The 16,841-nt window shown below is 61.9% G+C and carries 14 protein-coding genes; 11 read left to right on the plus strand and 3 right to left on the minus strand.

Translation table 11 applies throughout. The annotated features are described in order from the left end of the window. Positions 1 to 100 precede the first annotated feature (100 nt). Positions 101 to 1,564, minus strand: a complete 1,464-nt coding sequence (locus ACFRFQ_RS04375; protein ID WP_378653435.1) for a hypothetical protein — start codon at positions 1,562 to 1,564, stop codon at positions 101 to 103. A gap of 107 nt (positions 1,565 to 1,671) precedes the next feature. Here ACFRFQ_RS04375 and ACFRFQ_RS04380 point away from each other — a divergent pair, with 107 nt between their 5' ends. From ACFRFQ_RS04380 to ACFRFQ_RS04395, 4 genes are all read left to right on the plus strand, one after another. Next, complete coding sequence (locus tag ACFRFQ_RS04380) at positions 1,672 to 3,906, plus strand: MMPL family transporter (RefSeq protein WP_378653437.1); 2,235 nt, start codon at positions 1,672 to 1,674, stop codon at positions 3,904 to 3,906. 139 nt (positions 3,907 to 4,045) lie between these two features. Continuing rightward, complete coding sequence (locus tag ACFRFQ_RS04385) at positions 4,046 to 5,476, plus strand: hypothetical protein (protein WP_378653440.1); 1,431 nt, start codon at positions 4,046 to 4,048, stop codon at positions 5,474 to 5,476. Continuing rightward, entirely contained in the window at positions 5,473 to 6,837 is a 1,365-nt protein-coding gene (locus ACFRFQ_RS04390) for a PQQ-binding-like beta-propeller repeat protein (protein WP_378653442.1), read from the plus strand. Before ACFRFQ_RS04385 ends, ACFRFQ_RS04390 begins: the two co-directional genes overlap by 4 nt. 283 nt (positions 6,838 to 7,120) lie before the next feature. After that, entirely contained in the window at positions 7,121 to 7,381 is a 261-nt protein-coding gene (locus ACFRFQ_RS04395; RefSeq protein ID WP_138869553.1) for a GlsB/YeaQ/YmgE family stress response membrane protein, read from the plus strand. A gap of 157 nt (positions 7,382 to 7,538) precedes the next feature. Here the strand turns inward: ACFRFQ_RS04395 and ACFRFQ_RS04400 are convergent, their stop codons facing one another. Together ACFRFQ_RS04400 and ACFRFQ_RS04405 are read right to left on the minus strand one after the other, a co-directional pair. Beyond that, entirely contained in the window at positions 7,539 to 8,267 is a 729-nt protein-coding gene (locus ACFRFQ_RS04400) for a GTP pyrophosphokinase family protein (RefSeq protein ID WP_378653543.1), read from the minus strand. Between the two features lie 67 nt (positions 8,268 to 8,334). Further along, positions 8,335 to 8,934, minus strand: a complete 600-nt coding sequence (locus tag ACFRFQ_RS04405; RefSeq protein ID WP_378653444.1) for a TetR/AcrR family transcriptional regulator — start codon at positions 8,932 to 8,934, stop codon at positions 8,335 to 8,337. Between the two features lie 98 nt (positions 8,935 to 9,032). Between ACFRFQ_RS04405 and ACFRFQ_RS04410 the strand changes: the two genes are divergently transcribed. The 7 genes from ACFRFQ_RS04410 to ACFRFQ_RS04440 are packed head-to-tail and all read left to right on the plus strand — an operon-like array spanning position 9,033 to position 16,563. Continuing rightward, positions 9,033 to 10,622, plus strand: coding sequence for a carboxyl transferase domain-containing protein (locus ACFRFQ_RS04410; RefSeq protein ID WP_378653446.1), 1,590 nt, complete (start codon positions 9,033 to 9,035; stop codon positions 10,620 to 10,622). A gap of 5 nt (positions 10,623 to 10,627) precedes the next feature. Further along, on the plus strand, positions 10,628 to 12,664 hold the full coding sequence (locus ACFRFQ_RS04415; protein WP_378653449.1) for an acetyl-CoA carboxylase biotin carboxylase subunit: 2,037 nt from the start codon (positions 10,628 to 10,630) through the stop codon (positions 12,662 to 12,664). Then, entirely contained in the window at positions 12,664 to 13,827 is a 1,164-nt protein-coding gene (locus tag ACFRFQ_RS04420) for an acyl-CoA dehydrogenase family protein (protein ID WP_033236942.1), read from the plus strand. Before ACFRFQ_RS04415 ends, ACFRFQ_RS04420 begins: the two co-directional genes overlap by 1 nt. 11 nt (positions 13,828 to 13,838) lie before the next feature. Continuing rightward, complete coding sequence (locus tag ACFRFQ_RS04425; protein WP_138869549.1) at positions 13,839 to 14,333, plus strand: MaoC family dehydratase; 495 nt, start codon at positions 13,839 to 13,841, stop codon at positions 14,331 to 14,333. Beyond that, a complete protein-coding gene (locus ACFRFQ_RS04430; RefSeq protein ID WP_378653452.1) occupies positions 14,330 to 15,148 on the plus strand; it encodes an HpcH/HpaI aldolase/citrate lyase family protein in 819 nt (272 codons plus the stop codon). Before ACFRFQ_RS04425 ends, ACFRFQ_RS04430 begins: the two co-directional genes overlap by 4 nt. Positions 15,149 to 15,160: 12 nt before the next feature. Further along, positions 15,161 to 15,916 (plus strand): CoA transferase subunit A, encoded by a 756-nt coding sequence (locus tag ACFRFQ_RS04435; RefSeq protein ID WP_378653454.1) that lies wholly within the window; start codon positions 15,161 to 15,163, stop codon positions 15,914 to 15,916. Beyond that, positions 15,913 to 16,563 (plus strand): 3-oxoacid CoA-transferase subunit B, encoded by a 651-nt coding sequence (locus tag ACFRFQ_RS04440; protein WP_378653456.1) that lies wholly within the window; start codon positions 15,913 to 15,915, stop codon positions 16,561 to 16,563. Before ACFRFQ_RS04435 ends, ACFRFQ_RS04440 begins: the two co-directional genes overlap by 4 nt. The last annotated feature ends 278 nt before the right edge of the window (positions 16,564 to 16,841 follow it).

The raw sequence follows: 16,841 nt of genomic DNA on the forward strand, positions 1-16,841 counted from the left end.
ACCGGGCCAACCTGTATCGGGTTGACGTAAATAACAGCTGTGGGTTTATAATACCACAAATTTTGCACGTGTGTTGTGCCCTTTTGTTAACCGCCCGCGGTTAACAAAGGCGCACAGCAGTTTTTGCTCGTTTCAGGATCTGCATCAGCTTCACCAATGCCGAGAACTTCGCGAACACCGAACGAGAGACGACGGAGCCGAATGCTGCGGAGTCCGTCGCGTCGAACGCGTCGAGCAGATCGCGGAAGCTCTCGATCTGCTTGACCATCGCGTCGAGATCGACGTGGGTGACGGCGTCGGCCGCACGCAGAGCAAGCAGGTACTGCGGCGCCGTCACCAAGGCAACTGCCGGGATCTTGCGCTCGAACAGCGGTTCGCCCTCACCGAAGTGAATGACGGGGCCGGGGGCGACGATTCGGCGGTCGCCGCTACCGATGTCGCGCCACAGTGGTGCGACGAGGTCGTGTACTTCCCGGCTGGTTGCGTACAGAAGCTCTGGTTCCGGGGTGGCGTCCAACGAGTAGCTGCAGGCTGTGGTGTCCTCCGTGTCTCCCAGTGCGCCGAGGTGTTCGATCGCGACCCCGGCTACTGCGCGCGCCTGACCGGTTTCGCCCTTCCACATCTCGGGGTGCGCTTCGAGCCACGTGGACGTTGCCTGCCCGTGCTTCGACACCGCTGGAATGCGCAGGTGGCCGGTGGTCAGTACGAAGACGTACGACCGTCGATGCGGCTGGGCAACGGCATGGCGAGCCAACTCCATCATGCCCAAGTGGCCGTTCTCCTCGACCCCGTTGGTGCCGTCACTGTGCGTGATGACCAGGATCGTTTCCTCGGGCGACGAGCCCGGGGAGACGGCCCACACGGTGTCGGTTGTAGTTCCGGGATGCAAGGTCGCGTTCAGAACCAGAGTCGCCTGCTGACCGGAACGGGCGGCGGCAACCACCTGTGCGCCTTCGGCGCCGGCGACCCATAACGCCGGAATGTCGTGATACGGCTGGGTGAACGGAAGGTACTGTCCCAGAGCGTTGTCCGGGGCAATGTCGCGCCAGACGGCGATCACGCCGACGACGCCGGCTTTGCGCGCCTTATCGAGCTTTGGCCCCAACAACGTTGCGGAGAGGACGGGATTGCGCAGGGTCTCGTCCGTCTCCATCGGTCCCCACTCGCTCACCAGCAGCGAACGTAGGAGGTCGATGTGGGGAACTTCGATCACCGCGATAGCGCCTTTGGCCTTCGACCACGACGGGCGTTTGGCCTCGAGATAGACCAGAGGTGCCGTGATTCCAGCCGACCCGGTGAGTCCGGAGTAGGGGAACGCAGACGAGACTCGCACCGGTCCGGTCGGCAGGTCGATGCGCAGTCCGTCGGCGCTCCGAGGTAGATCCCAACGCTCGAAGGTGTGCGAATCACGGTGAACCTCGAGTCCGAGTTCCGCGAATTCCCGAGCTACTTCTTCTACGACCGCATGATGCGCGTCGGTGCCGGTCAAGCGCGGACCGAGCGCGTCGAGGCGTCGTTGCGCGGAGAGAAGTAGGTCGCGGTCGACGCTCTCGCCGTGTGTCATGCGAATGCCTTTCGTGGGGGCTTCTTGGCAAATATCGAGTGCCATAACGCGAATCGGACCGTACCGTATGACGTGGCACCGAGAGTCCACGGCGAAAGAGGCTTACGTTGGCTACCTATTTGTACAGGCTTGGGAAGTTTGCATTCCGTCACAAGTACCTTGTGTTGGCAACGTGGGTCATTGTCATCGCGATTGTCGGCGGCGCGATCGGCGCCACGAGCCCGACGTTCTCGAAGGAATTCAACCTTCCCGGCACGGATTCCCAGCGTGCCACCGAACTGATGAACGGGAATTTTGCGGCTGCTGCCGAGCAACAAAGTAAGGCATCCACCAGCATTCTCGTCGCGGCCGACGACGGACTTGCCGCGCACAGTGATCAGATCGACCAACTGATCGCGCAGGCAAAAACTCTCCCGGACATCGTTGACCCCGAGACGATCGTCAATCCGGTCGCCTTGGCGGCTGCCGAACCGGCTCTTGCTTCCGCCGTGCTGGGCGACGACGGCAAGGTCGGCTTGATCCAGCTCAACCAGTCGATCCGCATCGAGGATCAGACGCAGGCCAACAAGACGGCTTTTCTTGATCTGATGGCCAAATTCCGTACCGGCGGTTTGCAAGTCGAGGGAACCGGTTCGTTGATGCAGGTCCAGACTGCCGGTGGCCTGTCGGAGATGCTCGGCTTCGCGGTGGCGTTCATTGTGATGATCGTGGCCTTCGGCGCGCTGGTCGCGGCGTTCATTCCGCTGTTCACGGCAATTCTCGGAATTGCACTCGCAACGCTGAGTGTCACACTCGGTGCGGGCTTCTTCGACATCAATGAAGGTGTTACGGGCATCGTGTCGATGATCGGCATCGCCGTCTCGATCGACTACGCGCTGTTCATCGTCTCGCGGTATCGCAGTGAGCTCAATCTGGGCGGCAGTAGGGAAGCAGCAGTCGGTCGTGCGGTGGGCACGGCCGGTTCATCCGTCGTCTTTGCCGGCCTGACCGTTGTGGTTGCGTTGGCAGCGCTGGCCGTGGTCGGCGTTCCGATGATCACCCAGATGGGGATATCGGCTGCGATTGCCGTCATCATCGCAGTGTTGGGCGCAATCACGTTGATCCCGGCTGTGCTGGGGCTTTTCGGACGATTCGCGTTTTCCCCACGCATTCCCGGACTACGCCACGGTGACGAGCCCGAATCGATGGAATCGAACGGGCACAGGTGGGCGAAGGTAGTCACCAAGTACCCGTGGCCGATCGCCGGCATCGCGTTGGTTCTCCTGGTGATCGCCGCGATTCCGATGACAAAGCTCGAGCTCGGCCTTTCCTTCACTCAGGACGAGGAGCAACCCGCTCTGGCGCTGATGCAGCGCGGTTTCGGCGAGGGTGTCAACGGTAAGTTGTTCGTGGTTCTCGACGCGCCTGCCGGTACGGACATCACACCGATCGCTACAGAGACGATCGCGTACATCAAGGGCCTGGACAATGTTGCCACGCCGGATCTCCTGATGTGGACCGGCAACGGTCCGGACGCGGCAAATCCGATGGTCGGAGCCAACTCGGCCCTGATCGCCGTCACCCCGCAGCTGTCGCCGAGCGGTCCCGAAACTCACGCGCTGATGGATCAGATCCGCGAATACGGATCGACGGTGAAGGACGAGGGCGCCGAACTCGGTGTCGCGGGCCAGACGGCGATTGTTGCCGACATGTCGTCGAAACTCAGCTCCGCACTCATTCCATATCTGATTGTGGTCGTCGGTTTGGCGTTCATCATCATGATGGTCGTCTTCCGTTCGATCCTGGTGCCGCTGACGGCAACTCTCGGATTCTTGTTCTCCATCTGCGCCACATTCGGCGCCACGGTGGCGATCTTCCAGGAGGGTGCTTTCGGGCTGATCCAGCACACCCAGCCGATCATCTCGTTCCTGCCGATCTTCATGATCGGTGTGGTCTTCGGTCTGGCAATGGATTACCAGGTTTTCCTCGTGACTCGAATGCGTGAGGAGTACGTGCACGGGTTGTCGGCAAAGGAGGCCATCATCTCGGGTTACACCCACGGAGCACGGGTCGTTGCGTCGGCGGCAATCATCATGATCTCGGTGTTCGGCGCGTTCATGTTGTCGTCGGAAACCACCAGCAAGATGATGGGCTTCGGACTGGCAGCGGCAGTCTTCTTCGACGCCTTCATCATTCGCATGATCGTTATCCCCGCGGTCATGTCGATTCTCGGAGATTCGGCGTGGAAGCTACCGGCCTGGCTCGACAAGATCCTGCCCAACGTCGATATCGAGGGTGAAGCTATCCGGCTCATTCCGATCGAACAGGATCCTGACTCGGATCCGGTACCGGTCGGGGTATAGCGGGCGGCCTTCGCAGTCCTGGGTAATTGATTCTCCAATGGAAACCATCCGGTTGGTAACAAAATTCGGTGCCATCGCGACAGGTCCTGGGAGAGGCACCGCCTTCCGGGCGTGCATATGACGGAGACTGCGAGGGCTGGTGGCCGAGGAGAATTCGGGTTCCGATCGGACCGAAAAGTGGACGACCGCGCTCACTGTCGTGTCGTTGATGGCCGGCGGCATCGTCTTTGCCGGCGTAGTCGATCGGTGGAGTGGTTCGGACTTTGGTGAACCGGCTGCGTCGTCCGTTGGTACGACGCAGCCGACCGAGGAGATGCAGTCCGACAAGAATGCCGAGTACACCTACGTCACTCCGACAGTGGTGTACCCGACGAGCATCCCGGGATGCACAACCGTCGAGGCGCCCGACGACAGTTTGTCGGCTATCTCGTACTGGTCGACCGGGTCGCAAACCTACGACGATCCACGGTTCCCGTGGTTCTCCGGGCCCAAGGCAACCGTGATGTCCGAAGCAGTTCAGCGGTCTTTGCCGACATCCGCCGTGATCGAGTTCGCCAGCCCGGATGAATCGTTGAACTTCGGGCCTCTTCACGTTCCGTCGGAGTCATCCGAACTGCCCGAGGGGTTCTCACTCGAGGAAATGGCAGATACGACGGCATCCGCGACGCTGGTCCGGGACGGAAAGGTCGGAGCACTCAGCATCCGGATGACGTCCCACACCGGTCCGGTTCCCCCGTGTATTGCCGGCTCGCTCGTCGAGCGTCGCACCCTCGCCGACGGTTCGGTCGTGGACGCGCAGGACACGTGGAGCGAAACCAACGGCGTTCGCACCCTGTCGCGTTCGGCGCTTCTGTACGGCGCGGACAAGACGTTCATCCAAGCGAGTGCGACCGATTCGGTCTATCCCGGTGGTCCCGAGGTGGAGATCAGTGGCGTGGTTCCGTTGACCGTCGACGAGCTGATCGGACTGGTCAGCCTTCCGCAACTGCGCATTACGGCTCCGGTTCCACCCGGTACAGCCCCGATGGTGCCAGGTTGTCAGGGATCGACGCCCGACCCGTCAGGGAGGCAGTTGGATCGGGGCACCGTCGAGGAGCTGGGAAGGACTCTTGAATCCGGTTGGCGCGCGGCACCTCCCGGAATGCCAGTTCTCGAACCCACTCTTGGGACGTTGGTTCTAGCCGAGCGCGACAGAACGACTGCTTGTCAGGATCTTGTTGCGCGATCAGGCGGCAACGAGTCGGATCTGAGTATTTCGATCACCAGCGGGCAGAGCCTTCCCAAGGCGCCGAACAAATACGACCCTTCGTACGACGGGCATCCGATCTCGGTAACGGAGGTTGATGGTGGTGCCGTGATCGTGCGCGACCAGCGCCAGTACTCGGTCATGTCGATGGGGAATGGCGACAGCACTCGCGAAGCGACGAGTGAGCAGAGTCGGTCGGTGACAGTGACGCAGCCGAATGGCACGCAGGTGTCGGTTCGTTCGTCGGCAGCGACTCCGAACGCTCCGATGACGTTCGAGCAGTTGGAGTTTCTCGCAACGATCGACGGGCTGGAGATTCGATGACCACGCGGCTTTCCCCACGAACCCGTCTCCGTATCGCGGCAGCGGCCGCGGTAGTGACCGTTGCCGCAGCGGTGCTCACCGTGATCGACGCGGGAAACCGTGCCCAGTCTATTGACGTCGGGTCACTTCTGTGGGCCGTCGACGCCGCCGAGGTTCTCGGACGAGAATTTGCTATCTTTCGCAGCCCGCTCGGCGGAACCGAATTCAACATGGAGATGGGTGGATTCATCGACGCGGACTCGGTTGTCGTGACCATGGCCGGCATGCCGGATCGGCAGTCGTACTCACTCGACGACGCGGAGCTGGTCGCGCTCGATGCGGCGGACGGTTCGGTGCGCTGGCGGAGCTCGGCCGTCGATATCGGTGGGTGTTCTCCGACAGTGCTCGACGGTTCGCTACTGTGCTACTCCGGGCCGTATGTTTCCGTCGGTGAGTATTCGATTTTCGACATCGAGAGTGGCGAGCGTCGAGACGTAATCACCCCGTGGTCTCCGATCATTGCGGTTGTCTGGGGTGACAGCATCTTGGCACTCGAAGGTGATGTCGAGAGCAACGACGTTCGTGTGCACAGCGGAACCGTTGACGATCCGGAAGCCAACTGGTCCAAGGCATTCGATGTCGGAGGATCGTGGGAATCCGGCTACGTGGAGCCGGTGATGTCGGTGCGCGGCGACCTGGGCCTGATTTCCCTCGACGAGACTCTGGGTTTCGATCCGAAGACCGGCGATCAGCGGTGGTTGTACGGCTACACCACGTGCTCGACTACCCACACATCCTCCGACGGTGTCACTTTGGTTTCAGAACGTGACTGCGAAGGCGATGGGCAGGCGAGGAGCGAGTACGCGATTGACCAGTACGGGCACGAATTTGCCAGGGCGGATTCACCGCCAGCCGGATCGGGCTCGTCTTTCAGCTGGCGCTACAGCCGCGATGAGCCGTCCGGGGAGACAATTCCGATCATTCTGGGGGACAGCGGCTTCGACAGAAAGACCGGGGAGAAGCTGTGGACCAATCGCGAGGTGTTCGGGTCCGCGCGATCCCTGGCGGTGATCGGAGACGTGGTTACGGTGACTGGCACCGATGCCACAATCCGCGTCGTTGATCTGTTCAGCGGGGAGGTGCTGTGGGATACCCGGACCGAACGAACCGGCGACGTTTCGTGGAACGGTGACCTCGTCGTCGACGAAGGAGTTGTGTACGGAGTGAATGCACGAACAGGTCAGCGTACCTGGGAGGTTAGCGTGGAACCCGACGGAGACGACGGCTTCGGCAGTTGGGTACAGCCGCGCGAGTTGTGGGGAGGAGAGCGGGTGCTGTTGCGCGTGAGCGAAGACCGCATTACGGCGGTGAAAGGTTCGTAAGTGCTTCGGCAATTCCGGTGACGGGATCACGGCCGGTAAGCGGTGGATTTCATCGCCGCACTCACGCCCGATGTAAAGGATTACGGCAGAATAGCTACGAAACGCAAAAGGCCACTGTAAGCGCATAAAACCGTGGCGGTCGTGTCTGGTGGCCGTGTACTTCAGGTTGCATCTCGGACAATAATTCGGGCAACAGGCGACTGTTACCTGTAACTGTGGTTATTGTTCGACTGGGCGGAGATTTTTCGGCCGCACGCATGCACGACATGTGAGAGGGGCTGTCATGGGACAGATCATCGGGACCATCATTTTCGGCGCAGTTATCGGAATCCTTGCGCGCCTGGTGCTGCCAGGTAAGCAGCAGTACGGGATAATCATCACCGTCGTCCTCGGTATTGCCGGAGCATTGATCGGATACTGGGTCTGGGGTGCGATCTCGGACAAGGGAGATACCGGCGGAATCGACTGGATTCGCTGGATCATCAGCATCGCGGCGGCTGCAGTTCTGTCCCTCGGCTACAGCGCCGTGACGGGCAAGAAATAGGCATCTCGCTCGGCCTGAAATGTGCGCTCTCCCGGAAGGGAGGGCGCACATTTGTCTTCCCCGCCTCTCGAGCGAAAGGTACGTGCGTCGCCTTGGATGCGCCGAAAGGTACGTTCGCTCGAATGGGGCGGGTCAAAAAGCCGACAAAGGCCCCAGATTAAAGCCCGCGCTGAAGACGTAGGGCGTTGAGAAACTGAGCCGGCAGTTCGAGTTCGACGTTTTTGTCGTCGGCGTGGGGGAGAGCTTTGATCTTGGCGAATTCGTCGTTGAGACGCTCCATCTTGACGTCGAGGCGGTGCGCGGCGGCGGCCGCCTCGGTGAGCTCGTCCAGCAGTTCGGCGGGCACGTCCCGGTTGTACTTGTAGTAGATCTTGTGCTCGAGACTGGCCCAGAAATCCATTGCGATGGTACGAATCTGGAGTTCGATCGGCACGTGGCGGACGCTGTCGCTCATGAAGACGGGCACTTCGACAATGAGGTGCAGACTCTTGTATCCGTTGGGCTTGGGGTTGGCGATGTAGTCCTCACGCTCGATCACCCGTAGATCGGACTGGCTGGTGAGCATTTCGGCGATCCGATAGGTGTCGGAAATGAAGCTGCAGGTAATGCGCACGCCGGCGATGTCGAAGATATTCTTCGAGATGTCCTCGATGGTGATCGGGATGCCGAGTCGCTCGGCTTTGCGCATGATGCTCTCGGGCGTCTTCACCCGAGATGCCACGTGTTCGATGGGGCTGTACTGATTGATGTGGGTGAATTCGTCCTTGAGGATATTCACCTTGGTCATCAGTTCGGCGATACCGAATTGGTACAGCATCATGAATCGGGAGAACTCGGTTCGCAGTTCGGCGAAGTCCGTTCGACTCATCGCACTGCTGTCTTCCACGTTCGGCACGGCACCCTCATCTGTTAGCTGGTGCAACCAGTCTGCCACTGTTTTTGCGGTGTCCGGTTCACGGCGTGCGCAGTGCGGCGAGCGTCATAGTGCGCAAGACGCGGCGCGTCCGGGCCGGCGATGCCGGGTTGGCACTGTGCGGAGTCGAGTTGATCAGGCCGAATGTTGCGTGAGCCTTGATTCGCGCGTCGGCTTCCTCGATCGTCGGATCAAGCTGTTCGAGGACACCGACCCACAGTTCTACGTATTTGCGCTGCGTCTGACGGACCTGCCGTCGCGCGTCGGCCGGCAGGCTTTCGAGGTCGCGATCCTGGATGCGGATCAGGTCCGGTTCGCCGAGCGCGAAGTCGAGATGGAACTCGACGAGGGCGTCGAGCGCGTCCGTCGGTGAGTCGGCTGTCTTGGTTGCCGCCGAGCCGCCCTCGTACAGTCGCGTGCTGATCCCGACGAGCAGTTCGACCAGGACGGCATCCTTGTTGGGGAAGTGCCGGTAGACGGCGGGTCCGCTGATGCCGACCGCTGCGCCGAGATCTTCGAGGCGAACGCTGACAAATCCGCGTTCGGCGATCAGGCGGGCGGCGGCGCCGAGGAGCTGACGCCGGCGATCTGCCTTCATTTGATCGCGACGTGTCGGAGCGGCTACCTGGTCAGACGGCATTCTCTCGATCTTTCTCGGTGGGAGATCTGGACAACTCAGTTAATCATAGTTAATCTAGTTTCAGTTATCGAGCATTAACTCATGGCGAAGGCGGCGGGATGACTCCCAGTGGAATCACGCAAGGGTCGGGATACCGATCCGATCACACCGTTCTGGTGGAAGAACTGAAGAAGAAACTGGCTCAAGCCGCCCTCGGCGGAAACCAGAAATCGAGGGATCGGCACGTCAGTCGAGGGAAGCTGCTGCCGCGGGATCGGGTGGATTCGCTGCTCGATCCGGGTAGTCCCTTCCTGGAGTTGTCACCGCTGGCTGCGAATGGCCTGTACGACGACGAGTGCCCCGGCGCCGGCGTCATTACCGGTATCGGCCGAGTGTCGGGACGAGAGTGCGTCATCGTTGCCAACGACGCCACGGTCAAGGGTGGCACCTACTACCCGATGACGGTGAAGAAGCACCTGCGCGCGCAGGAAGTGGCGCTGCAGAACAATCTTCCCTGCATCTACCTCGTCGATTCCGGTGGAGCCTTCCTGCCGCGCCAGGACGAAGTCTTCCCGGACCGTGAGCACTTCGGCCGGATCTTCTACAACCAGGCGACGATGAGCGCCAAGGGGATTCCCCAGATCGCCGCGGTTCTCGGTTCCTGCACGGCCGGCGGCGCCTACGTACCGGCAATGAGCGACGAAGCTGTGATCGTCCGCAATCAGGGCACCATCTTCCTCGGCGGCCCGCCGCTGGTGAAGGCTGCCACCGGTGAGATCGTGACGGCCGAGGAACTGGGCGGCGGCGATCTGCACTCCAAGGTTTCGGGCGTCACCGACCACCTGGCCGAGGACGACCGCGACGCACTTCGTATCGTGCGCAACATCATTGCCACGCTCGGCCCCCGTTCCGAGCGTCCGTGGGACGTAGTCTCCACAGTCCCGCCCGTCGCCGATCAGAGTGAGCTCTACGACGTCGTCCCGACCGATCCCCGTACTCCGTACGACGTGCACGAGGTGATCACCAAGCTTGTCGACGGTGGCGCGTTCCAGGAGTTCAAGGCTGAATACGGCAAGACGCTCGTCACCGGTTTCGCCCACATCGAGGGCCATCCGGTCGGCATCATCGCCAACAACGGTGTGCTCTTCGGCGAATCAGCAATGAAGGGTGCACATTTCATCGAACTGTGTGACAAGCGCAGTGTTCCCTTGTTGTTCCTCCAGAACATCGCCGGCTTCATGGTGGGACGGGACTACGAGGCGGGCGGCATCGCCAAGCACGGCGCCAAGATGGTCACGGCAGTTGCGTGCGCACGAGTTCCGAAGCTGACGGTTGTCATCGGCGGCTCTTACGGCGCCGGCAACTACTCCATGTGCGGACGCGCGTATTCGCCTCGCTTCCTGTGGATGTGGCCGAATGCACGTATCTCGGTCATGGGCGGCGAGCAGGCTGCTTCTGTGCTCTCGACGGTTCGCAGCGAGCAGCTCGACAGCGCGGGTAATCCATGGTCGGCCGAAGACGAAGAGGCCTTCAAGGCGCCGATCCGTGAGCAGTACGAGGCGCAGGGCAATCCGTACTACTCCACTGCGCGACTCTGGGACGACGGTGTCATCGACCCCGCGGATACCAGAACTGTTCTCGGCCTGGCTCTCTCGGTGTGTGCAAACGCGCCGATCGAGCCGGTCTCCTACGGCGTCTTCCGGATGTGAGCGAAATGACTGAGTTGCGCACTATCGATACTGTTCTCGTGGCCAACCGCGGTGAGATCGCGGTTCGCGTGATCCGCACGTTGCGTGAGTTGGGAATTCGCAGCGTTGCCGTCTACAGCGACGCCGACGCGAATGCTCGCCACGTCCGGGAGGCCGACACCGCCGTCAATATCGGACCGGCCGCCGCGCGTGAAAGCTACCTCGTCATCGACAAGGTGATCGACGCGGCCAGGTCCACGGGCGCGCAGGGTATTCACCCCGGTTACGGCTTCCTGTCGGAGAACTCGGCGTTCTCGGCAGCCTGTGCCGCGGCCGGGATCGCCTTCCTCGGGCCTTCCGAGCGAGCCATCGAGGTGATGGGTGACAAGATCACCGCAAAGAATGCTGTGGCGGCATTCGATGTCCCGGTGGTCCCGGGTATCGCACGGCCGAATCTGACCGACGAAGAACTGATCGCGGCGGCCGAGGACATCGGCTACCCGGTGCTCGTCAAGCCTTCGGCCGGCGGCGGCGGTAAGGGTATGCGTCTGGTCGAGGACCCGGCGAATCTGGCGGAGGCGCTGCGCAGCGCTCGCCGCGAGGCCGCGTCGTCGTTCGGTGACGACACGCTGTTCCTCGAACGATTTGTCCTGCGGCCCCGGCACATCGAGGTTCAGGTTCTGGCCGATCAGCACGGCAACGTCGTCCATCTCGGTGAGCGTGAGTGCAGCCTGCAGCGGCGTCACCAGAAGGTCATCGAAGAGGCGCCGTCACCACTGCTGGATCAGGTGACTCGCGATCGCATCGGCGCAGCCGCGTGCAACACCGCTCGCAGCGTCGACTACACCGGCGCCGGCACAGTCGAATTCATCGTTTCGGCCGACAAGCCGGACGAGTTCTTCTTCATGGAGATGAATACCCGACTGCAGGTTGAGCATCCCGTCACCGAGATGGTCACCGGACTCGACTTGGTCGAGTGGCAGGTACGCGTCGCGGCAGGGGAGAAGCTGGCTTTCGAGCAGAGTGACATCACCCTGACCGGACATGCCATCGAAGCCCGCGTGTACGCCGAAGATCCGGGTCGCGGATTTCTACCGACCGGCGGCAGCGTCGTCGGTCTCGTGGAGCCGTCGGGATCCGGTGTGCGCGTCGATTCGGGCCTGCTCGAGGGAACTGTCGTCGGTAGCGACTACGACCCCATGCTCAGCAAGGTCATCGCGCACGCGTCCGACCGTGCTGGTGCGCTGCGCAAGCTCGATCGCGCGCTCGGCGACACCGCGGTTCTCGGCGTGGTCACCAATATCGAGTTTGCGCGCTTCCTCCTCGCCGATCCGGATGTGATCGCGGGCAACCTCGACACCGGTCTGCTCGATCGCCGGGTCGAAGACTTTGTCGCGGCGGACGCCACCGACGAGGTCCTCGTTGCCGCTGCGGCCTATCGCTGGCTGGCGCGGTGGACCACTGCGGCATCGGTGGATCCCTGGGACGTTCCCAGCGGCTGGCGCGTCGGGACTCCGGCTCCGACCAGCATCCGCCTGTCGGCCGGAACCCGCATTGCGCACGTGTCGATAGTCGGTACTCCCGCTGACGCAAAGGTCGAGGTCGAAGGTTCACAACCGCAGGCCTTCAGCGCAGTCTTGACGGGATCGGAACTGGTTGTGGTCATCGACGGGCACAGGCACACGTTTGTCGTCGCCGAGACCGACGGCGGACTGTGGCTGGCCGGCGGCGGAACCTGGCATGTCCGCGAAGTTGCCGAGGTCAGCGTTCGAGGCGACGACGCGCACGCCGGTGACGCCGAAATCGCCAGTCCGATGCCGGGTGCTGTGATCGCGGTCAACGTCGAGAGCGGCGCCGCAGTGTCGGCGGGGCAGTCACTGGTGGTTGTCGAGGCAATGAAGATGGAGCACTCGCTGACCTCGCCGATCGACGGAACCGTGGAAGTGCTTGTCCGTCAGGGGGATCAGGTGATGGTGGATCAGATTCTGGCCCGCGTGGTACCTGCCCAAGACGAAGAGACTGCAGAAGAGACCGAGAACACGACTCAGAAGGAAGAAGCCTGATGTCCGATTACCTTGCCACCGGAGCGCTTCCGGACGAGTACCAGCAGCTTGCGAAAACCGTTGCGGACTTTGCCAAGACAGTGGTGGCGCCGGTTGCCGCCGAGCACGACGCCAACCACACCTTCCCGTACGAGGTTGTTGCCGGGATGGCGGAGATGGGCCTGTTCGGTCTGCCGTTCCCCGAGGAGTACGGCGGAATGGGCGGCGACTACTTTGCCCTGTGCCTCGCGCTCGAGGAACTGGGCAAGGTGGATCAGAGTGTCGCGATCACTCTCGAAGCCGGAGTGTCCCTCGGTGCCATGCCGATCTACCGATTCGGCAACGACGCGCAGAAGGAAGAATGGCTGCCGCAGCTCACCAGCGGCAAGTCGCTTGCTGCCTTCGGATTGACGGAGCCAGGTGCCGGTAGCGACGCCGGTGGAACCAAGACCACCGCAAAGTTCGACAGCGGCGAGTGGATCATCAACGGCAACAAGCAGTTCATCACCAACTCGGGTACCGACATCACGAAGCTGGTAACGGTCACTGCGGTGACAGGCGTCAAGGACGGTGGCAAGAAGGAGATCTCCACGATCCTCGTGCCGACCACGACACCGGGCTTCACGGCTGAGCCTGCATACAACAAGGTCGGCTGGAATGCGTCCGACACTCACCCGCTCACATTCGCGGACGTTCGTGTCCCCGAAGAGAACCTGCTCGGTGAGCGTGGCCGCGGCTACGCGAACTTCCTGCGCATTCTCGACGAAGGCCGTATCGCTATTTCCGCGTTGAGCGTCGGTGCCGCGCAGGGCTGCGTCGACGAGTCGATCAAGTACGCGAAGGAGCGCGAGGCATTCGGACGCCCCATCGGCCAGAACCAGGCCATCGCATTCAAGATTGCGCGCATGGAGGCTCGCGCCCACGTGGCCCGCACCGCGTACTACGACGCGGCTGCACTGATGCTGTCCGGCAAGCCGTTCAAGAAGCAGGCATCGATCGCCAAGCTCATTTCCTCCGAAGCTGCCATGGACAACGCTCGCGATGCCACCCAGATCCACGGCGGATACGGATTCATGAACGAATACGCCGTCGCGCGGCACTACCGTGACAGTAAGATTCTGGAGATCGGCGAAGGCACTACCGAGGTGCAGTTGATGCTCATCGCACGTGAGGCAGGGTTGTGACAAACTCTCAAATGAACAACGCAGAGACCAAGAAGATCACTCAGCGCGGACTCTGGTTCGAGGAGTTCGAACTTGGCGCGGTCTACGAACACCGCCCAGGTCGCACCGTCACCGAGGCCGACAACGTGCTGTTCACGACGCTCACGATGAATACGCAGGCACTGCACCTCGATGCCGCGTACAGCGAGGACACCCAGTTCGGTGTGCGCCTGGTCAATTCGATGTTCACGTTGTCCACGATCGTGGGGCTTTCGGTAGCGCAGTTGACGCAGGGAACCATCGTGGCGAATCTCGGGTTCTCGGACATCAGTTTCCCGAAGCCGCTCTTCCACGGCGATACCCTGTACGCGGAGACACTGATCGCCGACAAGCGTGAATCGAAGAGCCGCCCTGGTGAAGGCATCGTGACGTTGGTACACACCGGCCGAAATCAGCACGGCGACGTCGTGGCCGTTGCGACTCGAAAAACGTTGGTGCAGTTGAGGCCGCAAGGAGAATCGTCGTGACGTGGACTCCGCCCGGGCCGGCGTGGCTGTTCTGTCCGGCAGACCGTCCGGAGCGCTACGCGAAGGCGGCAGCGGCAGCCGACGTCGTCATTCTCGACCTCGAGGACGGCGTCGCGGCTGACGACAAGGAGGCTGCGCGCACCGCGCTGATCGACACACCGCTCGACCCGGACCGCACCGTGGTGCGCGTCAATCCCGTTGGCACCCGCGAGCACGAACTCGACCTCCTTGCCCTCGACGGCACCCATTACACGCGGTTGATGCTCTCGAAATGCGAATCAGCGGACGACGTCCTCTCGCTGGCCCCGGCCGAGGTCGTCGCGTTGGTCGAGTCACCGCTCGGCGCACTTGCCGTGCAAGAAATCGCATTGGCGGCCAACACAATCGGCGTGATGTGGGGCGCTGAGGACCTGATTGCCGGCCTCGGCGGTAATTCCAGCCGGCACCTGGATGGTTCGTACCGCGACGTCGCGAGGCATGTTCGCTCGAATACGTTGCTGGCAGCAAAGAGTTACGGCCGGCTGGCCGTTGATTCCGTGTACCTCGACATCAAGGATCTGGTGGGGCTGGGCGTCGAATCCGCTGACGCCGTTGCTGTCGGGTTCGATGTCAAGGTTGCGATCCACCCCAGTCAGGTCGACGTCATCCGCGCAGCGTTCGCGCCGTCGGAGTCGGAAATCGACTGGGCACAAAGGGTTCTTGCGGCCGTGGCTCACGAACGTGGTGTGTTTGCCTTCGAAGGAAAGATGGTGGACGCGCCAGTGCTGCGTCACGCCGAGAAACTGCTGCATCGCGCCGGTATCCTCCCCGAGTAAGGAGAACAACGCATGAGCAAAGTTGTGAGTTCGGCAGCCGATGCGGTTGCCGACATCGCCAGCCGAGCCACGCTTGCCGTTGGCGGTTTCGGACTGTGCGGAATTCCGGACGCGTTGATCGCGGCCATAGCCGTGGGCGCCGCCACCGATCTGGAAGTGTTCTCCAACAACTGCGGTGTGGACGACTACGGTCTCGGAATTCTCCTGAGTGCTCATCGCATTGCTCGGGTGACAGCGTCGTACGTGGGGGAGAACAAAGAGTTTGCACGCCAGTACCTTTCGGGTGAGCTGGAAGTCGAGCTGACACCGCAGGGAACCCTGGCCGAGCGTCTGCGTGCGGGAGGCGCCGGCATACCGGCGTTCTACACACCGGCCGGTGTGGGTACCCCCATCGAAGAGGGCGGGTTGCCGTGGCGCTACAACGCCGACGGATCCGTTGCCGTCGCATCTCCGCCCAAAGCGACCGCCGTTTTCGGGGATCGCCGCTATGTGTTGGAAGAAGCGATCACAGCGGATTTTGCGTTGGTGCATGCCGATTACGGCGATACCGAAGGCAACCTCGTCTTCAACAAGACCGCGATGAACTTCAATCCGCTTGCCGCCATGGCTGGTCGGATCACCATCGCTCAGGTGGAACATCTGGTCGAGCCCGGCGAGATCGACCCGGCGCACGTTCATCTACCTGGCGTGTTCGTCCAGCGCGTCGTACATACGGGTGTGCAGGACAAGAGGATCGAGAAGCGAACCGTCTCAGGAGGCGCCCAGTGAGTAGTTCGGAAGAAACTCGTGTCGGCTGGACTCGCCATGAGATGGCCGCACGTGCAGCCGCGGAGATGCGGCCGGGCGAATACGTCAATTTGGGGATCGGACTGCCGACACTGATTCCGAGCTACCTTCCTGAGGGCGTGAGGGTTGTCCTGCACAGTGAGAACGGCATCCTCGGCACCGGGCCGTACCCGACCGAGGATCAGGTCGACGCTGACCTCATCAACGCGGGCAAGGAAACCGTCACTGTGAATCCAGGCGCCGCGTTCTTCGACTCTGCACTGTCCTTCGGCATGATTCGTGGCGGGCACATCGATACTGCCGTCCTCGGCGGAATGCAGGTGTCGAGTACCGGTGATCTCGCGAACTGGATGGTGCCCGGCAAGATGGTCAAGGGGATGGGCGGCGCGATGGATCTTGTCCACGGTGCTCGTCGCGTGATCGTGGTGATGGAGCATACCGACCGGGAGGGAAACCCGAAGATCCTCGAGCGGTGCACTTTGCCGTTGACCGGCCAAGGTGTGGTACATCGCATCATTACCGACCTGGCCGTGCTGGATGTCACAACAGAGGGCATCGCCCTGGTGGAACTGGCACCGGGCGTCAACGCCGAGCACCTGCAGAATGTGACGGGCGTTACGCTCGTGTGAATGAGTTGTGAGGTAAGGGGAACGCGTCGGCGCAATGCCGGCGCGTTTCTTCGTGTGCATGGCCTCGTCCGGAGGCCGAACCGAATGGCAGCCGTCATTATGTCTGAATCAAAGCCCTGGTGAACAGCGTGAATACTCCGTTTTCGCCGAGCCTGTACATTGATCGAGCGGCTACGCGGGGGATTCGCGCGCGCGATAGCCCGTGCGGGAACAGTGTGATCGTGACCGTTGGATCGGGGGATGAGGGAGGGAAATGTCCGCTGGATTTGTCGGATCCC

Origin of the sequence: Rhodococcus sp. NPDC056743, from assembly GCF_042790355.1 — a bacterium.
In the GTDB taxonomy this organism is placed as follows: Bacteria; Actinomycetota; Actinomycetes; order Mycobacteriales; family Mycobacteriaceae; genus Rhodococcus_F.